We start from the raw sequence: 18,053 nt of genomic DNA, 5'->3' as shown, positions 1-18,053 counted from the left end.
TTTTGCTAATACATGTAGCTTTTTCTCATGTGTTTATTTGCTATAAACTTTTAAAAGTTCTTCCCCTAGGAACTGTAGCTTTTCTCCAACTGAACAGGCTTCAATGCAGAAACGATGAGCCCCTGGTTTACCACGTTCTTTACGTAATTGCTTAATCACTAAGCAATCCGAACAATACGTATCATGCAGTTCATCAATATCCTTCATAACCGTCACTTTATCCATGTTGAACTCTCGCTCCTTTCACGTCCAAAATTCACTTCCTACTATTATGAAGCGTTCAATTTCAACAAGCAACTATTTTGTTTACTTCCAACGTATTTTTTTCAAACACGAATTGCCCCACAAGGATGCTTTGCCCATAGCCTTGTTGTACAATTATAGAGAAGTCAAAACGCAAAGTAGGGATGATATGTTAGAGGTTTATATAGATGCTGCCAGTGCAGGAAATCCCGGGCCAAGTGGTATAGGAATATTTATTAAAGGTGAAGGTCACCAGATCCAAATCAGCGAGTATATTGGGGAAACAAACAACCATATTGCTGAATTTTCGGCATTGGTTCGTGCTCTTGAAGAAGCACAAAAGCTAGGCTCCCCTCTTGTCTCGGTGCGTTCAGATTCCAAAATCGTTGTTGCTTCTATGGAAAAAGAATATGTGAAAAATGAGGAATTTAAACCTTATTTAGAAAAAGCTTTAGCGCTTGCCACTAGCTTTGATTTATTCTTTATCAAATGGGTGCCCGACTCACAAAACAAAGCGGCCGATGCCTTGGCACGAAAAGCAATCCAAAGCAAAAATGGCTAGCCTCATTTCACAGGACTGTTCTATTGGAGCAGTCCCTTTTTCTTTTCCCTATTCTTTAGTTACTTACTATCCCCCAATTTCATAATTTTATGATATTCAAAAAAATGCTAGATAACGCCGCTCATTTTCTGATTAATCGAAAACGATATTGACATTGTTAGAGTACGATGTTATCCTTTAACACATTAGTAGTTTAGCAAACGAAAGCGTTAGATTATAGGGGGAAACTAAAATGAAACGTGTATTGACTTTATTTATGATGCTGACAGCTGTCATCGTTTTAGCAGCATGCGGTACTTCAAAAGAAAAGACAGCAGAAAAAGACGAAACAGCAGCAGATCAAGAAAAAATTATTATCGGAATTGACGATAAATTTGCACCAATGGGCTTCCGCGATGATAAAAACGACATCGTTGGATTCGATATTGATTTAGCTCGCGCTGCAGCAGAGCATATGGGCGTTGAAGCAGAATTCCAACCAATCGATTGGAAAACAAAAGAGGCTGAATTATTAAGTGGACGTATTGATTTAATTTGGAACGGTTATACCATTACAGATGAACGTAAGGAAAAGGTTTTATTTACAAAGCCTTATCTTGAAAACTCTCAAGTTGTGATAACAAAGGCAGATTCAAAGATTACGAAGCTAAGTGATTTAGCTGGACAAGAAGTAGGTATTCAATCCCTTTCTTCTGCAGCCGATGCATTAAACGGTAATCCAATTCACAAAGAAGTGAAAAAAATTACAGAATTTGCGGATAATGTTTTAGCATTATCAGACTTAAAAACAGGCCGTGTTGATGCTGTGGTAATTGATGCTGTAGTTGCAGAATATTACATGACACAAGAGCCTGACACATTCAAATTATTAGAGGAATCACTCGCACCTGAGCAATACGGTATTGGTGTGAAACCAGGAAATGAAGCCTTATTAGAAAAACTACAAGCCGCGTTAGACAAAATGAATGAAGACGGTACTGCGGCTGACATTTCAACAAAATGGTTCGGTGAAGATAAAGTATTAAAATAATGACAGGATACATCAACTGTAAGAGTTTCCTTAGCGGAACTCTTACTCTTTTTGGAGGGACATCGTTATGGCGGATTACTGGCAAACTATGATATTACCGATGCTAGAAGGAGCAAAAATGACAGTTTTACTGTTCTTCATTGCCATTCTGGTATCGATTCCATTTGGCTTTTTACTAACACTCACCGTAAAAAGTCGGATAAAACCACTCGCTTGGCTTGCACATACGTATATTTATATCATGCGTGGTACACCACTATTACTACAATTATTATTAATTTGCTTTGGTCTACCTATGCTGCCAGTAATCGGTGAATATTTAGTATTGGATCGTTTTGTAGCTGCATGTCTTGGCTTTATTTTAAATTATGCTGCCTACTTTGCAGAAATATTCCGTGGTGGTCTTCTTGCCATCGATAAAGGACAATATGAGGCAGCCCAGGTACTCGGCTTATCCAAATGGCAAACGACGACACGTGTTATTTTGCCACAAATGTTTCGTGTCGCCTTACCCGCTTTATCAAATGAATCCGTTACACTAATTAAGGATACAGCCCTACTTTATGCAGTTGCTGTTCCAGAATTACTACATTTTGCGCAAACAGCTGTCAATCGTGACTTCACAATTACACCGTTCTTTATTGCTGGTGCAATTTACTTAGTCATGACCCTTGTCTTGACGGTGTTCTTTAAATGGCTAGAAAAACGCTTTAAATTCGAATAGAGGTGACACATATGGCATTAATGGAAGTAACAAATTTGAAGAAATCTTTCGATCAGGTGGAGGTTCTGAAACAAATTACATTTTCGGTAGAGAAGAATGATGTCATTGCAGTTATCGGTCCCTCTGGATCTGGGAAAAGTACAATGCTTCGAAGCTTAATACATTTAGAAGAAATCGATGGTGGCAGTATTGTAGTAGATGGCGATTATTTAGTGCAAGATGGTCGATATACAAAGCCACAAGACATCAAAGCAATCACAGCTAAAATGGGAATGGTCTTTCAACACTTTAACCTGTTCCCCCACTTAACCGTTCAGCAAAACCTTGAAATGGCACCAAGCTTATTAAAAGCAGAATCGGCAGAAGCCATTACAAAACGCTGTCAAGATCTACTACAAAAAATCGGTCTTGCCGACAAGGCCAAGGCTTATCCAGCTAATCTTTCTGGCGGCCAAAAACAGCGGGTAGCAATTGCACGTGCCCTTATGATGAATCCTCAAATTTTATTATTTGATGAGCCTACCTCTGCCTTAGATCCTGAGCTGACAGGCGAAGTATTAAAGGTTATGAAAAGCCTAGCAGAGGATCAGATGACGATGATTGTGGTAACACACGAAATGGGCTTTGCACGAGAGGTAGCAAACAAGGTCGTCTTTATGGATGGTGGTCAAATTATCGAATCCGATCATCCAGACAACTTCTTTACAAACCCTCAAAACGACCGTACAAAGGCATTTTTACAAAAGAATTTTAACTAAGTTAAGGGAGAGTTGGCTTATGCCGCTCTCTTTTTTTATCTTCTTTACGTACACAAAAGGAATAGGACTCGCATGTATCCTATTCCTTTATTACATTATTCATTTGGAAATTTCGGTAGGTAAATCATGACCTTAAATAAATCACCATCTACTTGAACTAAGAATTTGCCATTCTGGATGTGAATAAGGCTTTCAGCAATCGACAACCCTAATCCGCTACCTTGACTTGATCTTGATTCGTCACCTCGTTTAAAGCGTTCCATTAACTCATCAACTGAAATATTTAATTCATATGCTGAAATATTTTTAAATGTCACAAGTATTTCATTCCCTACGTCTTCAACACCAATATATACCCTTGATGTAGGCAGTGCGTATTTAAAAATATTCGAGAATAAGTTTTCGATGGAACGCCATAGGAGTTTACCATCAGCCTTCACATACACTTTTTCTGTTGGATGGGCTAACTTAAAATCTAATGACGAGGCTTCAATTTTTTCATCCATTTCTCCAATTCCTTGCGTTAGTAATGAGACGATATCAATCCGTTCTAACTGAACAGGTATACTACCACTTGATGCTTTAGCCGCTTCAAATAAATCATCCGTTAAAAGCTTGAGTCTTTTCGATTTTTGATCTAACACATCTACATATTCTTCAATCATTTTAGGATCGTTTTCTAATTTCAATAAATCAACATACGTAATAATTGACGTTAAAGGCGTTCTAATATCATGCGAAACATTCGTAATAAGTTCTGTTTTTAAACGCTCACTCTTGATTTCACTATCCACTGCCTTTTTTAACCCATCTGTAATACGATTAATATTTTCTGCAAGTTGATTAAACTCCCCTTTTCCGTCAACTTCAATTCGATGATGAAGATCTCCATTTTTAATTTGCTCTACGCCCTCTTTAATGCGGTTAAACGACTTCACCTTTCTCATTGCCAACCATGCAGCAATCCCCATCGTAATAGGAAACATGAAAAACGTAGCCGCTACTACTAATGGATAGCCAATAATTAGCAGCACAATTTTGACGCCTGTACTGCCACTGTCAAAAACATGTTTCAGCAAAATAAATAGCTTTTTGAAAAGTTGATAGAGGAGTGTATGCTGAAATAACGTTCTATTTTTAATATGCTTTACGAGTGATAAAATCAATAGTAAGCCAATGATAAAAATAGGCACGGTGAAGAACATGTACATATCACGGAAGACTTCAACAATCATGGCGATCCACATCGCTGTTAAGCAACCGATAAGCACAATATTAAGATCATTATAAAGTTTATCTATGACATGGAAATGAATTTCTTCTTTATCAAATGGCGTTCTTCCAATAACTATGATTAAATACACAAAACATAAAATAAACCCTGCTAGAAATACTATCCATTCATTCAGAAAACCTTGGGCAGCCGCTTTATCTTTTTCCCATTCCGATATTTTTTGCTGTAGGTAAGAATTTTTAAACCCCACATAAATAACATCTGTTTGTGGGTTCAACATGTTAACTTCGTGTGTAAAGTAATCCAAGTATTGACTTTCTTTCACTTCATTTGGGTAAAGTTTTTGTTGATAATCTTCAAATAACATATAGGCATCAAAGGATTCAAATTGCTCTTTCTTTGTGAGATCACTATTGGAGAACTTATGTTCACCGTCACTCGCATAAAACACAATTCCTTCATAGGCTTCGAGCGAACTGCGTAATTGATAAAAATTTCTTACCTGTTCTGTCATACTTTCTTCTTTTGTTCTAGCAATGTCTTTTGCATATTTTTCCTGATAGATGTGCTTATTTTCCTCTTCACTCAAATTAGGATTATATCTGTAAGAATTGCGAAAATCATAATATAATTCCTCTTCGATTCTTCTATTATCCTCTTCTGTTAGTGTCTTCCCACTTAAAATATATTCTTCACTTTTGTATTTTCCGATTAATTGCGCTAAAGGAGCAATAATGCTGTAACTTTCATCTGCGAATGCTCGACTTTCAAAATAGTTATCTTGATTTATACTACTAAGATGAATCTCATTAAATTCCATGTTAATCATTACTCTCGCTATACCAGTTAAACAAGCGACAGCAATTAGAAACACAACTACTTTCGTAATAAGTGCATGACTAATACTTCTCAACTTTCTCAACCTTATACCCAACTCCCCATACAACTTTTAAATACTTCGGCTCTTTTGGATTAATTTCAATTTTTTCTCGAATCTTTCGAATATGAACCGAAACCGTATTTTCAGGATTAATAGCCCTGACATTCCATACCTTTTCATAAATTTCTTCAATCGTGAATACTCTTCCAGCATTGGCTGTGAGAAGCTTTAAGATTTTATATTGCACTGGTGTCAAATGAACCTCTTGTTTATCAACAGTAATGATTTTCTGTTCATCATCAATCACAAGACCACCCGTTTGAAATACAGCACTACTCCTCTCAAGACTTCCAAAGGTCGTATACCTTCTGAGCTGCGATTTCACTCTAGCCACAAGTTCTAATGGATTAAACGGCTTGGCCATATAATCATCTGCTCCGATATTTAATCCCAGTATTTTATCATAATCCTCTGATTTAGCAGAAAGCATAATTAACGGAATCATATTATCTTGCCGAATCTTCATCGTCGCCGTAATCCCATCCATTTTGGGCATCATAATATCCATAATAATAAGATGAATAATGTGATCTCGAATAAGATCGATTGCCTCTATCCCATTGTAAGCTTTGAATACTTGATAGCCCTCATTTTCTAAATAAATGCTAATCGCCCTAACAATTTCTTTATCATCATCACAAATCAAAATGTTCAACTACATTCACTCCTCCACCGCTTTAGGTTCATGTCAATCACCCCTATAGGATTCGTATAAGGATATAATACTAATTAAATCTTAACAAACTCAGACATCAATTCTTAAGATTTTCTTAGTGTTTTCCTTTATGCACACTTCATGTCAAATACAAATTCGGAAAAATTGAGGAATACAATAAAAAATGGAGAGCTGGTTTGAGCGGCTCTCCTTTAATCGTCAAATATACATTTCATATTATTCAGCCTGAGATTTCAATCAAAATAGGTAGGTAAATGTAGATTATTTAAATGACCAAAAGCTAATTTTACTTGTGATTCGGTATTTCTAGCCATTGAGATGGTGGCTGAGGGTAGCACTTCTTATCAAATACACTTATGAGTTTGATTGCTTTTACATCAAATCCCGATTCTTCTTTCGTTTCTTTGATTGCTACTTCACTAGGTGTAAAGCCGATGTCGCCCCAGCCACCTGGTAATGACCAATCACCATCCATTTTTTCTTTAACCATTAATATTTTATTGTCCCTAAAAACCACCGCCCGAATATCTATTTTTGGGGTCGCATAACCCGTCTCATTAGCAAATAAATCACGTATAACTGTCTTATCGATATCTGTAGGGTGTGCTATAATGCCAACGCTTATTTCTCTTAATGATTCAAACCCTTTCCAAGTCATAAATATCCTTCGAATAAGTTAGTCCTGCCTGTGCAATTGATTGTGGCTGTTTTGCCCACTCAAGCCATTTAGGTTCCATATATTTTGTTTCCCAAAAATTATTGTAATCAATGACAATTAAATTTACATTATTTGAAAAAAACCGTTTATCCATGTTATAATTCTTAGTGAAGATGTATATAAGTAAATAAGACCATTGGTGCTGGAACACCAATGGTCCTAGTAACAAGATGAATCGCTTCAAAGGCGATTTGCAAAGTGATGAAAGTAAACCATCTCACATGCTGGCGAGGCAGGGGCGGTTTACTTTTTTTGTGTAAAAGTAAATGACAATGCAAGTACAGAAACAATAAGTGTTGAAAGACTTATCGCAACCATTATTGCTTCAAAAATAGTCAAAGGCATCAACTCCTTTCTCTTCCATAAGTTGAATGAGATAGGTTAATATTGTGCCAACCGCCCATGAAACCTCTATCTAGTTACTCTCTTATTATACCATATTTTGGTCTAAAACGGCCACGCTACATGATTGCCTATAATCATAAAAACAGTTGGGACAGGCCCAACTGTTTTACTATATATTCACTATTTTTTTCGGTTTCATCTTTGCAAGTCGTAATAGATAAATAATAAAGACAACCCCTAGTAAGCCTGCACCTGACAAGTAAACTGAAGCATAGCCTGCCTGCACGGCTACCATTCCTAAAATATAAGAACCTAGTGCGATTCCAAGGTCAAACATCGTAAAATAGGTTGCTGTAGCATAGCCACTTCGCTGGATGGCTGTGGATTGAACGGCTAATGCTTGCAAGCTTGTCGTCACAGCACCATAGCCGAAACCTACAAAAATAGCAGCACTCAAAAATAATACGGGCCCCTCTACAAAAGCGAGCATAACGAGCCCGATGGCGAAGGAGATAATGCCGGGAATAATAACAAATTGTGGTCCCTTCGTATCATAAAGTTTACCTGTGTACGGACGCGTAATTAACATGGATGCAGCAAACACCGCATAAAAAAGACTGGCCACAGCCATTAAATCCTTTTGCTGTGCATAGACCGATAAAAAGGATAAAACACTGGCATACGAAAAGGCTACTAAACTAGCAATCGCAGCAACAGGTAACGCTTTTCGCTCAAACAGATCATCAAATTTAAAGGTTAGTTTTCCTTCATGTGCAGGTTTCGGTAAATCATCAGTATTGACCGTTAACGCTAGAATTCCTCCTGCTAGAATACAGATACTCATAACGATGAACAATACGTTAAAGGTACTATATTGTATTAATAATAGTCCGATAAATGGACCAATAACGACAGCTAGATTTGTAGACATCGTGAAATAGCCAAGGCCTGCTCCTTTTCGTTTAGCTGGAACGATATCAGCTGCTAAAGATCCTGCAGCTGTTGTAATAATACTAAAGAAAATCCCTTGTATAAAACGTAGACCAAGTAAAAGGCCGAATGGATGAATAAATAAATATAAGACGGTACATATAAAATAGCCCACGATTGAGAGGACTAACAGTTTTTTCTTACCAAATACATCCAACAGTTTTCCTGAAAACGGGCGTACAATGATAGCTGACAATAAAAAGCCAGACAATAGAAGCCCTGCCTCCTTATCTGTCTGATGTAGCTCCCCTATTGCATAAAGCGGCAAAGTCGTTACAAGTCCATAAAATACAAAAAAAACTGAGATATTCGTTAAAAATAGACTAATGAAACGCTTCGTCCATATTTGTGTATTCTCTTCTTGCTGCATGTCCATCAACCTTTCATTTTTTCCAATAGCTTCAAAAATTGCTCTTGTTCTTCGGCAGTTAAAGAACCTACCATTTCCTCCTCAAACGCTCGAATAGTCGCTGTAATGGCTGGTAGGCGCTCCTCTGCTTGTGTGGATAAAGTCACTATCTTTTCTCGTTTATCCTCACCATCTAATCGTTGTACCCAGCCCAATGCCTCAAGCCTTGTAATCGCCCTGGTGATACTTGGCGCTTCCACATTTAAATATTTCCAAATTTGCGTCAGTGTCATCGGTCCATTTTTATGTAAGCAATATAAAATGGTCCACTGAGAACTATATAAATGATGCTGCTTCAGCACTTCATTTAAGCAATTAGTTAAATAGCGATTTTTTTGGAATAAAGCATGGAAAATTGGATTCATCACTATCTACCTCCTAAAATTATTTACCTAGCTAAATAAATACTATACGCTTCATTTTTTTCTTTGTAAAGGAAGTAATTTGCCAAGATGGCTTGACCAGCAGCAGGAAATTTTTTGCATGTGTCGAATAAAAGTTAATAAACTTTCAATGTAAAGGAGATGGAATCATGGGGAAAAAAGTTTTAATACTTGCAGGAGATGCCGTAGAGGCTTTAGAGATTTTTTATCCTTATTATCGTTGTCTTGAGGCAGGCTATGATGTCACAATTGCAGCACCATCAGCTAAGAAATTACAAACTGTACTACACGATTTTGTAGATGGCGTCGATACATACATCGAGCGACCTGCCTATGGTTTAGAGGCACATGCTTCTTTTGCTGATGTTGATCCAACCCATTTTGATGGATTGATTATTCCTGGTGGTCGTGCGCCAGAATACATTCGTTTGAATGAGCATGTGCCATCACTCGTATCCCACTTTTTCGAAACGAATAAACCGATTGCAGCCGTTTGTCATGCGGCACAAATTTTCGCAACGATTCCTGAAGTGCTAAAAGGACGTGAGCTGACAGCCTATATTGCTTGCAAGCCAGAGGTGCAAGTGGCTGGCGCTACTTATATTGATGCCAATCTTCATACAGATGGCAATTTAGTAAGTGGACATGCATGGCCTGATTTGCCAGGCTTGATGCGTGCGTTTATTCAAAAGCTTGAAAATTAAATGAATGAGGATGCCTTTTCTGGGCATCCTTTTTTTCATGACGTGCTTTCTTGTAATTCAATTTTTTCTACCTTTTGTGTTGCACTTTGATAACTAATTCTTACATAGACACAAAATTCCTTATCGGGTTGCTTGAGCCAAAGCTTAAACTTTTCGATTGTTGACGCCCCATGTACTTCTTTACCCTCATGCAAATAATCGATAATTTTGGCTGAAGGATATTTTGCCTTTACCTCTTTGATGGCCATTTGTCCCCATTTGGCATAGGCTGGAGGTGTTTCTTGTTGTGCATTTGCGACCATTGCTGTTTGTATGAACACAGTAAGACAAACAAGCACAATCCCAAGTAAATATAACTTCCTCACTTGAATCACTCCTTTAAAAAAATAAGCGCTCCAAAAAGCTTTGGAGCAGCTTGTCTTTATTGCTTTGGCTGTTGAGGGTTATTATGAATGACCTGGTTAAACTCTGCTGAGTACTCTTCACGATCATTCTTTTTATGTGTATCTTCCTTCTTTTTCTTTTTAAAGCTTGTTTTTCTCTTTTTTGCCATGATTTGTACCTCCGTTATTTCGTTTTATTGGACTGCTGGTTTTTATCATGATTCGTTTTATTGTTTTTATTTTTAGCTTTTGCATCAAATTCTGCTGCGAATTCTTCGTTTAAGTTGTCATTCGGATTGTTGTTATTGCTATTACTTCGATCAAGATCCTTACTTTTGTAAGTACCAAAAGGATTATGCGTTCGCATATTCATGGTTTTACTGTTATTTCGATTATTACGTTTCCCCACGTAACATCACCTCCTGCACATAATTTGTTCAAATTGAGGCGTTACTATGTAGGTCAGTTTCTTCGCTAATTGTAAAAAAATGAACATGACTAATATGTATTAGTCATGTTCATTCATATTTCGTCCCTAGACAATTGTATATTCTGTAATGTTCAGCAATGCTCCGACAGCGCCTGAAAAACCATGATCGTTAATAAAGACAGGTGTATGCTTTTTCGTACGTGTATAATTTGCAATCACACGGGCAAGATGAGCATTATTGCTGAGAGTTGATCCAATATAGACAATATGCTGAGCCTTTTTTTCTTCCGCATATTGAATGCTAAGCGTGGTAATAACTTCACCTACTAGACCCTGAACCGTCGCTATAATATCCTCTGCAGGATGTTTCATGGACTGGGTAATGCCTACTTTCCCAAAATTACTTGCAGTTAAATGACCATCAATAGGTGTATCCATGCCCTGATAAATGTCCTTAACTAATAAATCAATGCTCTCACGATGGCCCTTGTCAGCCATTTCTCGTATTTCATTGTAATCTGTAATCCCTGTTGTAAGCGCTGACAATCCAATTAACGTCCCACCACCAACGCCTGTCCCGCCAACGCGAATATGGGTATTGCCCTCCATGTAATGAATGGAAGTGCCTGTCCCGATATTGGTAATCATGCTACGCTCAAAAAAGTAGCCTTCTTTATTTAGTAAAAATCGGACACCCTTTAATGTTGCTTCAAATTCCACTATATAATGAATCGATTTCATTGGTTTAATGACATCAAGTAATTGCTCTGTACGTCCCCCCGTAACACCAATATCCTCAATATCTGGATGATCGATAATCCATTTTTTTACAGATTGCAGATCATTAGACGGAAAGGTTGTTAAAACAAGTTCATTGTGTTGATCTAAATAAGCAACCTTTGTCAATGTGCCGCCTGCATCAATACCTATAGCCTTTGGCATACAATTCTCCTTTGTTTTTATTACGCAACTTTGTCATATAATGATTGCAGTTTACGCGAAGATTAAGGCAACTATTAAAGTACATGCCCTCTTTGGTACGAAGGATTTTGCAAGGAGTTTTGTGTGCCAAAATCCTGACCAATTAATTTGTTCGTACAAAAGCTAAACGCTCAGTACAATCCCCCAAATTGTGTAATGACATTTTCGCCCTTTCTAAACTTTAACGCTGTTGAAATGATTGTGCAATAACTTCGTAAACTTTCATGAAAAAATCATGGAAAATATCAAATTTTTTCTATATGATAGCTGAATTTTAATGCATTTCTAAAGCTTTATTATCATTCTACTAAAAAAATAAAGCTTTGTTAAAGCATAATGCTGTTTTTGAAATTTAACGAATATTCTAAAGCGGAATATGAAGATTTATATAAACAGATTCCAGGAGAGCACTCATTAGTGCTTGAAATGAAGAGATTAGCTATGCACGATGCCTATCATATTAAGGCGCTTTGGGTGGTTCATGAAATAGTGATGGGAGAGTCCAAATCGGACGTTCCACTATTTAAATCTTGAAATGTAAAAAAAAGTGAAAATGCACTGCTTGAACAGGCACTTTCACTTTCCTAAAACGATTAATTAGCGTGCTGAATAGCCACCATCAATGACAAGCTCGGCACCTGTAATGTAAGAAGCTTCATCAGATGCTAAAAATAAAATAGCATTCGCTACTTCTTCTGGTTGGCCAAGGCGACCCATTGGTGTTGCTCTTACTAACATATCCATTGCTTCTTTTGCTTCTGATAATTTAGCAGTCATTGGTGTTTCAATGACACCAGGGAATACTGTATTGACACGAACATTGAAAGCACCAAGCTCTGATGCCGCTGCACGAGCAATCGCACGTAAAGATCCTTTAGAGGCTGTATAGGCATTAAAGCCAGCGCCAATAATTGCAGTGTAAGAGGATGTATTAACGATAGAGCCTTTCCCAGCTTCTTTCATATAGTTAGAGGCATGTTTAATGCCCAGGAAAGGTCCAAAGGCATTGATATTATGCATGATTGACCAATCCGCTTGTGTAATTTGATCTGGCCCTTTTTCGGATGAAATACCAGCATTGTTAATTAAAATATCAATGCGACCATATTTCTCCACAATGGCTTTCGTCACTTCTGCCCAGTTTTCGTCAGAGGAAACATCTAATTTCATCCCCTCTACATGGTCAAGCTCAGAAATTTTTGCTAGGTTATCTTCATTAATATCAGCTGCAATTACCGTAGCACCCTCTTGGGCAAACAATTTCGCCATTGCTGCACCCATACCAGATGCGCCACCAGTAATCATCGCAATTTTGTTATCTAAACGTCCCATTTTTCTAAACTTCCTCTCTTCTGTAATGTGGTTTAACTTATACTTTCGTCCACAAAGAAAGTATAAGCTTAAATAGTTTACTATTAAACTATATCACTTTTAGGAAACGTTTTCAAAGAATATCTCTCTAAATATGAACAATCTGTTTTATCTTTCCCTATTTTTACGATACGATATACTATAGATGTGGAACCATTTGAACGGAGGAATACAAGTGAACGAGCAAAAAAGACTTTACAAAGAAGCGATGCAGGTTTTGAAAGATACAAGCCGCACGTTTTATATACCTATTACATTTTTAAAAAATGATTTAAAGATATCAGTGGCTGCAGCCTATTTAGCAATGCGTGCTATTGATGAAATTGAAGACCATGAAGAACTTTCTAATGATGTAAAATTTGATTTACTGTCAGCTACGAGTGAATTACTAAAGGACAATTTCAATAACGAAGCCTATCAGTCATTACTTGCACCTTATGCAGAGCTATTACCTGAAGTATCCCTTCGTTTAGCAGATTGGCTGACATTTTGCCCTGAGGAATCCAGAAAAATTGTACAGGCTTCCACAAGTGAAATGGCTTTTGGGATGGCAAAATGGGCAAAGGCGAATTGGCAGGTCCGCACACGTGAGGATTTAGACGATTATACATACTACGTGGCTGGGCTTGTAGGGACGATGCTGTCTGAGCTTTGGGCATGGGGTGCAGGCGTTCAAACGGATCGCGAGCTAGCAATAGGCTATGGCCGTGGATTGCAGGCTGTCAACATCTTACGTAATCAGCATGAGGATTTAGATGAACGTGGTGTAAGTTTCGTACCAGAGGGATGGACACGCGAGGATTTATTTGCGTATGCAGAAGAAAATTTAGCCAAAGCAGATTTATATATGAAGGATATCAATAAACGTACTATTCTGCTATTCTGTCGCCTACCACTTGCCTTAGCGCACAAAACACTAAAGGCAATGCAAGAAGGACGAGAAAAAATGACTCGTGCTGAGGTAGAGCAAACTGTTGAAGAGGTACAGGCAGACTAACATGAAAAGCCCCAGTAAACGATTACTGGGGCTTTTCTTATTTATATCGCATCAATAAATCTTACAATTAATTCATAGCTGAAATAGATGGATAGCATCGATAACAACATCAGTACGATACCTTCTACCTTGCTACCAGTTTTCGTTGTAAGTGGAAAACGAATGGAGACAGTTGCAGGGAAAAATAGTTTAACCCCTTTTTTTGTACACATATCAAGTATGATATGACTAGCCATCCCGATAATTACTCCAATAGATATCGCTCGATAGGGAATTAACATATGTAATAAAACCATCATGCTTATTAAAAACAACAAACTATGTGTAAAGGAACGATGTCCAAATACTGTAGTCACTAGCTTCGCGATGAGGGGAAATGTTCGACCTATTTTACTACCTCTATGACAAATATCTGGAAGTAACGCACCAATAACCCCCGCACCAACTAAGACAAGTGGGTTATCATTTGAAAACTGTGCAAAGGCAAGACTTGCTGTAATGCCCCCAACGATATGGGTATTCCCTTGCATAAATTACTTCCACTCCTTTTCTCTTATTTTTCCTTCTTAATGTAACATAATTCGACACAAAAGGGAACATACATTCCGAACGTACGCTCGAAACTTTTTTCCTCTCTGATTGTATAGCTAGTTAAATTATGGATAAACATAGTGATGGAGGTTAAATATGAGAGCATATAAAGGAATACTTTTTATTTTCATCATTTTGTGTGGTAGTGCTTTGCTTTGGTATTTTAGCAAACCTATGGCACCGATCCATCCGTTGAACACACTAAGTCATGTCATTGGAGGCTTAGCCTTAACTTGTTTATTTCTTGTATTCTTATTAGCTACAAGAATAAAAATGTTGGAGCGTTGGTTTAGTGGTCTTGAGCATGTCTATTTTTATCATAAATTACTAGCAATCCTTTCACTTGTATTAATTCTTATTCACGGGCAATTACAAAAAATGATTCCTGATGAAGAGCTAACACAACAAACGCCACTCAACGAATTCGCAAAAGATCTTGGCGAGCTTGCTCAATACGGCTTTATCTTCCTAATCATTCTTGCCTTTATTGCAAAATTCCTGAAGTACGAGCATTGGCGCTGGCTTCATCGATTATTACTTGTGCCCTATACACTGGGTATTTATCATGCTTATTTTTCTAGCCACTATGATTTATTACAGCCCTCAGCTTTAGGGATTTTTACAGCATTAACAACTACGATTGGATTTATGTCAGCCCTTTATATGCTGACAATGTATCAGGATATGTTCTTTCCCTATAAAGGTCAGATTTCATCCATTCAAAGGCTGACCCCTGAGATATTGGAAATTAAGTTGAAGCTTACAAAACAGCTGGATTATCGACCAGGACAATTTCTCTTTCTGAAAGTCTTTCAAGAGGGTATCGAAAAAGCACCACATCCCTTCTCTATTTCTGGGGGGTGTGGACAACAAATCAATCTTACGATGAAAGCTATTGGAGATTATACCAAACAGGTCTACAACCTTATTCAGGTCCATACAGAGGTTGCTGTAGATGGCCCCTATGGTCATTTTGACTTCGGCAACGGGAATGCACAGCAGCTATGGATTGCAGGTGGTATGGGCATCACCCCATTTCTTGCCTATTTACACACGAAGACTGATAAGAAAATTGACTTATATTATTCTTTTCACGGGCAAGACAATGTCATCTACAAAGATTTTTTAGAGGATTATGCACAAGCAAATGACCATTTTACTGTCACATTTATAGATACAACACAGCGAAATAGACTCTCTGTTGATGAGTTATCCATCTCTCCACAAACTAGTATTTATATATGTGGACCAGAAAAAATGATCAAGCATTTCAAATCGGCTGCACCTAAGAAAAATGTACAGTGGGAAGCTTTTTCATTTAGATCTTAAAAAGGTGTACACCTAAATCTAGATGTACACCTTACCATTAAATCGTGAATTTAGTTGCTTCTTCTTGCAGATTTTGAGCAAGTTGTGCTAACTGCTCAGAGGCTACAGACATCTCATTCATTGTCGATGCCTGCTCCTCCGTGATGGCCGATACATTTAATGTATGATCATTTGTTGCAAGTGCCTGTTTGCTAATTGCCTGTACTTTTTCGGTTACTGCCTGCAACTTTTCAAAAGCATCAGATGTCGTTTTGCTTGTCTTTTGCATGGTGTTTTGGAGACCTTCAGTTGCACTGGCAATTGTATCGAAGGTCATGCCTGCTTGTTGAACAGAGCCAATGCCTTGATGAGCTATTTTCCGACTTTGCTCCATCATCTCTACCGCGTCATTCATTTGTTCCTGAATCGTCTGCACAACCTTTGCAATATCTAACGAAGCACGGCTAGTTTGTTCGGCTAGTGCTTTAACCTCTCCTGCAACAACGGCAAAGCCTTTCCCTGCTTCCCCTGCTCGTGCTGCCTCAATGGCAGCATTAAGTGATAGTAAATTAGTTTGGTCGGTAATAGCCGAAATGAGCTGACTCATCTGCTCTATTTGAATCGAATGCTCCTTCAAGCCATTCACCAGATTGGCACTACTGTCAACCTGTGCATGTAGGTGGACAATATCATTCACGAAACCATGTATTTTTTGTGATCCGCCAGTAGCGAGTTCAGAGGTTTTTTGCGATTGTTGGACTGCTTCATGTAAATCGTCCATGGCGGTCTTCATATCCCCACCTAGTTGTGTTGTTACTTCCTCTAACTCCCCACTCACCTGTTGTTGTGAACTCGTATTTTCTGCCACCTCTTGCATAGAAATAGCAACTTCTGTGACAGTTTTATTGACCTCTTGCACACTTGCCGTTAATTCCTCTGCAGTAGAAGCAACTGTCTCGGTTTCAGCTACAATGCGCTGCATCATCGAACCTAATGCTTCCACAGAGTCATTATAATACTGCGCCATTTCACCAAACTCATCCTTTGTATGAACGGCCATTTGTTGCGTTAAATCACCCGTAGCAAGATAGCCTAAATGAGTATTCATCGTTTTCACTTCCCCACGGATATAACGAGCAAGGAAATAAATACTAATTGCGATAAGTAAAATAAGAATGACACTGATCACGATTTGCTGTTGAAGCATTGCCTGTATTTCGCCGTAAAGCTCAGTTGTCGGAACCAGTAAAACTAACTTCCACGGCATATCTTGTATTTGCATAAATTGTAAGGTAAAATCACTACCCTCACTGCTTGTATGTATTAACTTTTTTTGATCAGAAATCTGCTCCACAGGCATGTTCAACAACTGCTGGATCGTTTCTTTATTCACTTTATTTACATCAGGGTGCGTTAAAATTTTGCCACTATCATCAATTAAAAATGCATAACCACTCTCTCGAATTTTCACGTCAGAAACAATGGATTGAATTGAATCTAATACATAATCCCCTGTAATAACGCCAATGGGCTTAGAATCTTTGACAATTTGTGTACCAAATGAGATAAACATTTCCCCAAGAGCTTCATCAAAATAAGGTGCTGTATGAACTACCTTATTAGATTGGATACTATTGCGATACCATTCTTGCTCGTGAAAATGATAGGCAGGATCTTCATAAGCATCCGTAGAGACAATTTTCCCCTCTTCCTTATAGGCATAAGGCCCAAAAATCCCCCCCTTTTCCACTTCCTCCTCTAGCCATAATCCCATACCATACGTTTCCTTATTGAAAGGCAATAGCTGCTGTACGTAGCGAATAAATTGCTCTCTGGTCATCATACTGTCAGCCGATTCTATTGTTGTCTTTGCACTATTTATGAGCTGAATGTGTGCATGCAATTTGCCCTCGACGGAACCTGCAACGTCATCCGCTAGTATAGACATTTCATTTTCAATAGAGCTTTCAAGTTCATTGGATACGTTCAAATAGTTAAGGAAGGTCATACCACCTAAAAAAACAGTGATGACAGGAATAAGCATTGCGATTTTTGCCATAATATTTAAATTTCCTAATAGCTTTTTCATTCACCTTCACTCCATATCTATTATTATTGCTCTATTCCATCTCTAGTATAAATGGATTATACCTACAAAAATATGTTTTTTTTGTAACTTTTAAATCCTAGATTCAAGACTCTTTAATTCGAGCAATTTACTTGGAAAATGAATTCATTTATCGTATAGTAAAAAACGCATCATACCATGAAGGAGA

Annotated in this window: 19 protein-coding genes and 1 pseudogene; 7 read left to right on the top strand and 13 right to left on the bottom strand. The window is 37.8% G+C overall.

Annotated features, from left to right (window positions below):
• Positions 1 to 33 precede the first annotated feature (33 nt).
• Positions 34 to 225, bottom strand: coding sequence for a zinc-finger domain-containing protein (locus AC1RFD_RS03020; protein ID WP_004269383.1), 192 nt, complete (start codon positions 223 to 225; stop codon positions 34 to 36).
• Between the two features lie 187 nt (positions 226 to 412).
• Here AC1RFD_RS03020 and AC1RFD_RS03015 point away from each other — a divergent pair, with 187 nt between their 5' ends.
• The 4 genes from AC1RFD_RS03015 to AC1RFD_RS03000 all read left to right on the top strand — a co-directional run bounded on the left by AC1RFD_RS03015 (position 413) and on the right by AC1RFD_RS03000 (position 3,317).
• Entirely contained in the window at positions 413 to 805 is a 393-nt protein-coding gene (locus AC1RFD_RS03015) for a ribonuclease HI family protein (protein ID WP_492474479.1), read from the top strand.
• A gap of 232 nt (positions 806 to 1,037) precedes the next feature.
• On the top strand, positions 1,038 to 1,835 hold the full coding sequence (locus AC1RFD_RS03010) for an amino acid ABC transporter substrate-binding protein (RefSeq protein ID WP_054550807.1): 798 nt from the start codon (positions 1,038 to 1,040) through the stop codon (positions 1,833 to 1,835).
• 67 nt (positions 1,836 to 1,902) lie between these two features.
• Positions 1,903 to 2,559 carry an amino acid ABC transporter permease gene (locus tag AC1RFD_RS03005; protein WP_066037703.1) on the top strand — a complete coding sequence of 219 codons (657 nt, stop codon included), beginning with the start codon at positions 1,903 to 1,905 and terminating at the stop codon, positions 2,557 to 2,559.
• Between the two features lie 11 nt (positions 2,560 to 2,570).
• Positions 2,571 to 3,317: an amino acid ABC transporter ATP-binding protein gene (locus AC1RFD_RS03000; RefSeq protein ID WP_492474478.1), complete on the top strand. Its 747-nt coding sequence runs from the start codon at positions 2,571 to 2,573 to the stop codon at positions 3,315 to 3,317.
• 95 nt (positions 3,318 to 3,412) lie between these two features.
• Here AC1RFD_RS03000 and AC1RFD_RS02995 read toward each other — a convergent pair whose 3' ends face one another.
• The 5 genes and pseudogenes from AC1RFD_RS02995 to AC1RFD_RS02975 form a co-directional block, all read right to left on the bottom strand.
• A complete protein-coding gene (locus tag AC1RFD_RS02995; RefSeq protein ID WP_492474477.1) occupies positions 3,413 to 5,473 on the bottom strand; it encodes a HAMP domain-containing sensor histidine kinase in 2,061 nt (686 codons plus the stop codon).
• Positions 5,451 to 6,146: a response regulator transcription factor gene (locus tag AC1RFD_RS02990; protein ID WP_048390068.1), complete on the bottom strand. Its 696-nt coding sequence runs from the start codon at positions 6,144 to 6,146 to the stop codon at positions 5,451 to 5,453. The genes AC1RFD_RS02995 and AC1RFD_RS02990 overlap by 23 nt, the downstream gene beginning before the upstream one ends.
• Before the next feature lie 337 nt (positions 6,147 to 6,483).
• Positions 6,484 to 6,904 (bottom strand): annotated as a pseudogene (locus AC1RFD_RS02985) (NUDIX hydrolase); the annotation flags it as partial.
• A gap of 495 nt (positions 6,905 to 7,399) precedes the next feature.
• The gene (locus AC1RFD_RS02980) at positions 7,400 to 8,590 is read right to left on the bottom strand and encodes an MFS transporter (RefSeq protein WP_376747231.1); all 1,191 of its coding nucleotides are present in this window, start codon (positions 8,588 to 8,590) and stop codon (positions 7,400 to 7,402) included.
• 5 nt (positions 8,591 to 8,595) lie between these two features.
• Positions 8,596 to 8,994, bottom strand: coding sequence for a MarR family winged helix-turn-helix transcriptional regulator (locus AC1RFD_RS02975; protein WP_004269373.1), 399 nt, complete (start codon positions 8,992 to 8,994; stop codon positions 8,596 to 8,598).
• Positions 8,995 to 9,161: 167 nt separating this feature from the next.
• On the opposite strand from AC1RFD_RS02975, the gene AC1RFD_RS02970 reads away from it, so the two are divergent.
• Entirely contained in the window at positions 9,162 to 9,716 is a 555-nt protein-coding gene (locus AC1RFD_RS02970; RefSeq protein WP_004269372.1) for a DJ-1/PfpI family protein, read from the top strand.
• 35 nt (positions 9,717 to 9,751) lie between these two features.
• On the opposite strand, the gene AC1RFD_RS02965 is transcribed toward AC1RFD_RS02970, so the two are convergent.
• The 5 genes from AC1RFD_RS02965 to AC1RFD_RS02945 all read right to left on the bottom strand — a co-directional run bounded on the left by AC1RFD_RS02965 (position 9,752) and on the right by AC1RFD_RS02945 (position 12,842).
• Positions 9,752 to 10,081, bottom strand: a complete 330-nt coding sequence (locus tag AC1RFD_RS02965; RefSeq protein WP_492474476.1) for a DUF3889 domain-containing protein — start codon at positions 10,079 to 10,081, stop codon at positions 9,752 to 9,754.
• A gap of 56 nt (positions 10,082 to 10,137) precedes the next feature.
• On the bottom strand, positions 10,138 to 10,269 hold the full coding sequence (locus tag AC1RFD_RS02960; protein WP_004269370.1) for a hypothetical protein: 132 nt from the start codon (positions 10,267 to 10,269) through the stop codon (positions 10,138 to 10,140).
• 14 nt (positions 10,270 to 10,283) lie between these two features.
• Entirely contained in the window at positions 10,284 to 10,508 is a 225-nt protein-coding gene (locus tag AC1RFD_RS02955) for a hypothetical protein (RefSeq protein ID WP_004269369.1), read from the bottom strand.
• A gap of 126 nt (positions 10,509 to 10,634) precedes the next feature.
• The gene (gene coaW, locus AC1RFD_RS02950) at positions 10,635 to 11,471 is read right to left on the bottom strand and encodes a type II pantothenate kinase (protein ID WP_492474475.1); all 837 of its coding nucleotides are present in this window, start codon (positions 11,469 to 11,471) and stop codon (positions 10,635 to 10,637) included.
• A gap of 636 nt (positions 11,472 to 12,107) precedes the next feature.
• Positions 12,108 to 12,842: an SDR family NAD(P)-dependent oxidoreductase gene (locus AC1RFD_RS02945; RefSeq protein ID WP_004269367.1), complete on the bottom strand. Its 735-nt coding sequence runs from the start codon at positions 12,840 to 12,842 to the stop codon at positions 12,108 to 12,110.
• 214 nt (positions 12,843 to 13,056) lie between these two features.
• On the opposite strand from AC1RFD_RS02945, the gene AC1RFD_RS02940 reads away from it, so the two are divergent.
• Positions 13,057 to 13,878, top strand: a complete 822-nt coding sequence (locus AC1RFD_RS02940) for a squalene/phytoene synthase family protein (RefSeq protein WP_082148098.1) — start codon at positions 13,057 to 13,059, stop codon at positions 13,876 to 13,878.
• Between the two features lie 41 nt (positions 13,879 to 13,919).
• Here AC1RFD_RS02940 and AC1RFD_RS02935 read toward each other — a convergent pair whose 3' ends face one another.
• Entirely contained in the window at positions 13,920 to 14,408 is a 489-nt protein-coding gene (locus tag AC1RFD_RS02935; protein ID WP_048390054.1) for a metal-dependent hydrolase, read from the bottom strand.
• A 157-nt stretch (positions 14,409 to 14,565) separates the two neighbouring features.
• On the opposite strand from AC1RFD_RS02935, the gene AC1RFD_RS02930 reads away from it, so the two are divergent.
• Entirely contained in the window at positions 14,566 to 15,798 is a 1,233-nt protein-coding gene (locus AC1RFD_RS02930) for a ferredoxin reductase family protein (protein WP_492474474.1), read from the top strand.
• A gap of 37 nt (positions 15,799 to 15,835) precedes the next feature.
• On the opposite strand, the gene AC1RFD_RS02925 is transcribed toward AC1RFD_RS02930, so the two are convergent.
• The gene (locus AC1RFD_RS02925; RefSeq protein WP_492474473.1) at positions 15,836 to 17,866 is read right to left on the bottom strand and encodes a methyl-accepting chemotaxis protein; all 2,031 of its coding nucleotides are present in this window, start codon (positions 17,864 to 17,866) and stop codon (positions 15,836 to 15,838) included.
• Positions 17,867 to 18,053: the final 187 nt, after the last annotated feature.

It is taken from the genome of Lysinibacillus sp. GW823-FHT02G10 (assembly GCF_058797135.1).
Note: the sequence above shows the minus strand (reverse complement) of the source record. Positions and strands in the feature narration are given on the sequence as shown.

Excerpts from the sequence above, each read along its gene's own strand:
- AC1RFD_RS03000 (WP_492474478.1), top strand. The coding sequence starts at position 2,571 with ATGGCATTAATGGAAGTAACAAATTTGAAGAAATCTTTCGATCAGGTG.
- AC1RFD_RS02935 (WP_048390054.1), bottom strand. The coding sequence starts at position 14,408 with ATGCAAGGGAATACCCATATCGTTGGGGGCATTACAGCAAGTCTTGCC.
- AC1RFD_RS02925 (WP_492474473.1), bottom strand. The coding sequence starts at position 17,866 with ATGAAAAAGCTATTAGGAAATTTAAATATTATGGCAAAAATCGCAATG.
- AC1RFD_RS03010 (WP_054550807.1), top strand. The coding sequence starts at position 1,038 with ATGAAACGTGTATTGACTTTATTTATGATGCTGACAGCTGTCATCGTT.
- AC1RFD_RS03020 (WP_004269383.1), bottom strand. The coding sequence starts at position 225 with ATGGATAAAGTGACGGTTATGAAGGATATTGATGAACTGCATGATACG.
- AC1RFD_RS02930 (WP_492474474.1), top strand. The coding sequence starts at position 14,566 with ATGAGAGCATATAAAGGAATACTTTTTATTTTCATCATTTTGTGTGGT.
- AC1RFD_RS02975 (WP_004269373.1), bottom strand. The coding sequence starts at position 8,994 with ATGAATCCAATTTTCCATGCTTTATTCCAAAAAAATCGCTATTTAACT.
- AC1RFD_RS02945 (WP_004269367.1), bottom strand. The coding sequence starts at position 12,842 with ATGGGACGTTTAGATAACAAAATTGCGATGATTACTGGTGGCGCATCT.
- AC1RFD_RS03015 (WP_492474479.1), top strand. The coding sequence starts at position 413 with ATGTTAGAGGTTTATATAGATGCTGCCAGTGCAGGAAATCCCGGGCCA.
- coaW (WP_492474475.1), bottom strand. The coding sequence starts at position 11,471 with ATGCCAAAGGCTATAGGTATTGATGCAGGCGGCACATTGACAAAGGTT.
- AC1RFD_RS02960 (WP_004269370.1), bottom strand. The coding sequence starts at position 10,269 with ATGGCAAAAAAGAGAAAAACAAGCTTTAAAAAGAAAAAGAAGGAAGAT.
- AC1RFD_RS02970 (WP_004269372.1), top strand. The coding sequence starts at position 9,162 with ATGGGGAAAAAAGTTTTAATACTTGCAGGAGATGCCGTAGAGGCTTTA.
- AC1RFD_RS03005 (WP_066037703.1), top strand. The coding sequence starts at position 1,903 with ATGGCGGATTACTGGCAAACTATGATATTACCGATGCTAGAAGGAGCA.
- AC1RFD_RS02980 (WP_376747231.1), bottom strand. The coding sequence starts at position 8,590 with ATGCAGCAAGAAGAGAATACACAAATATGGACGAAGCGTTTCATTAGT.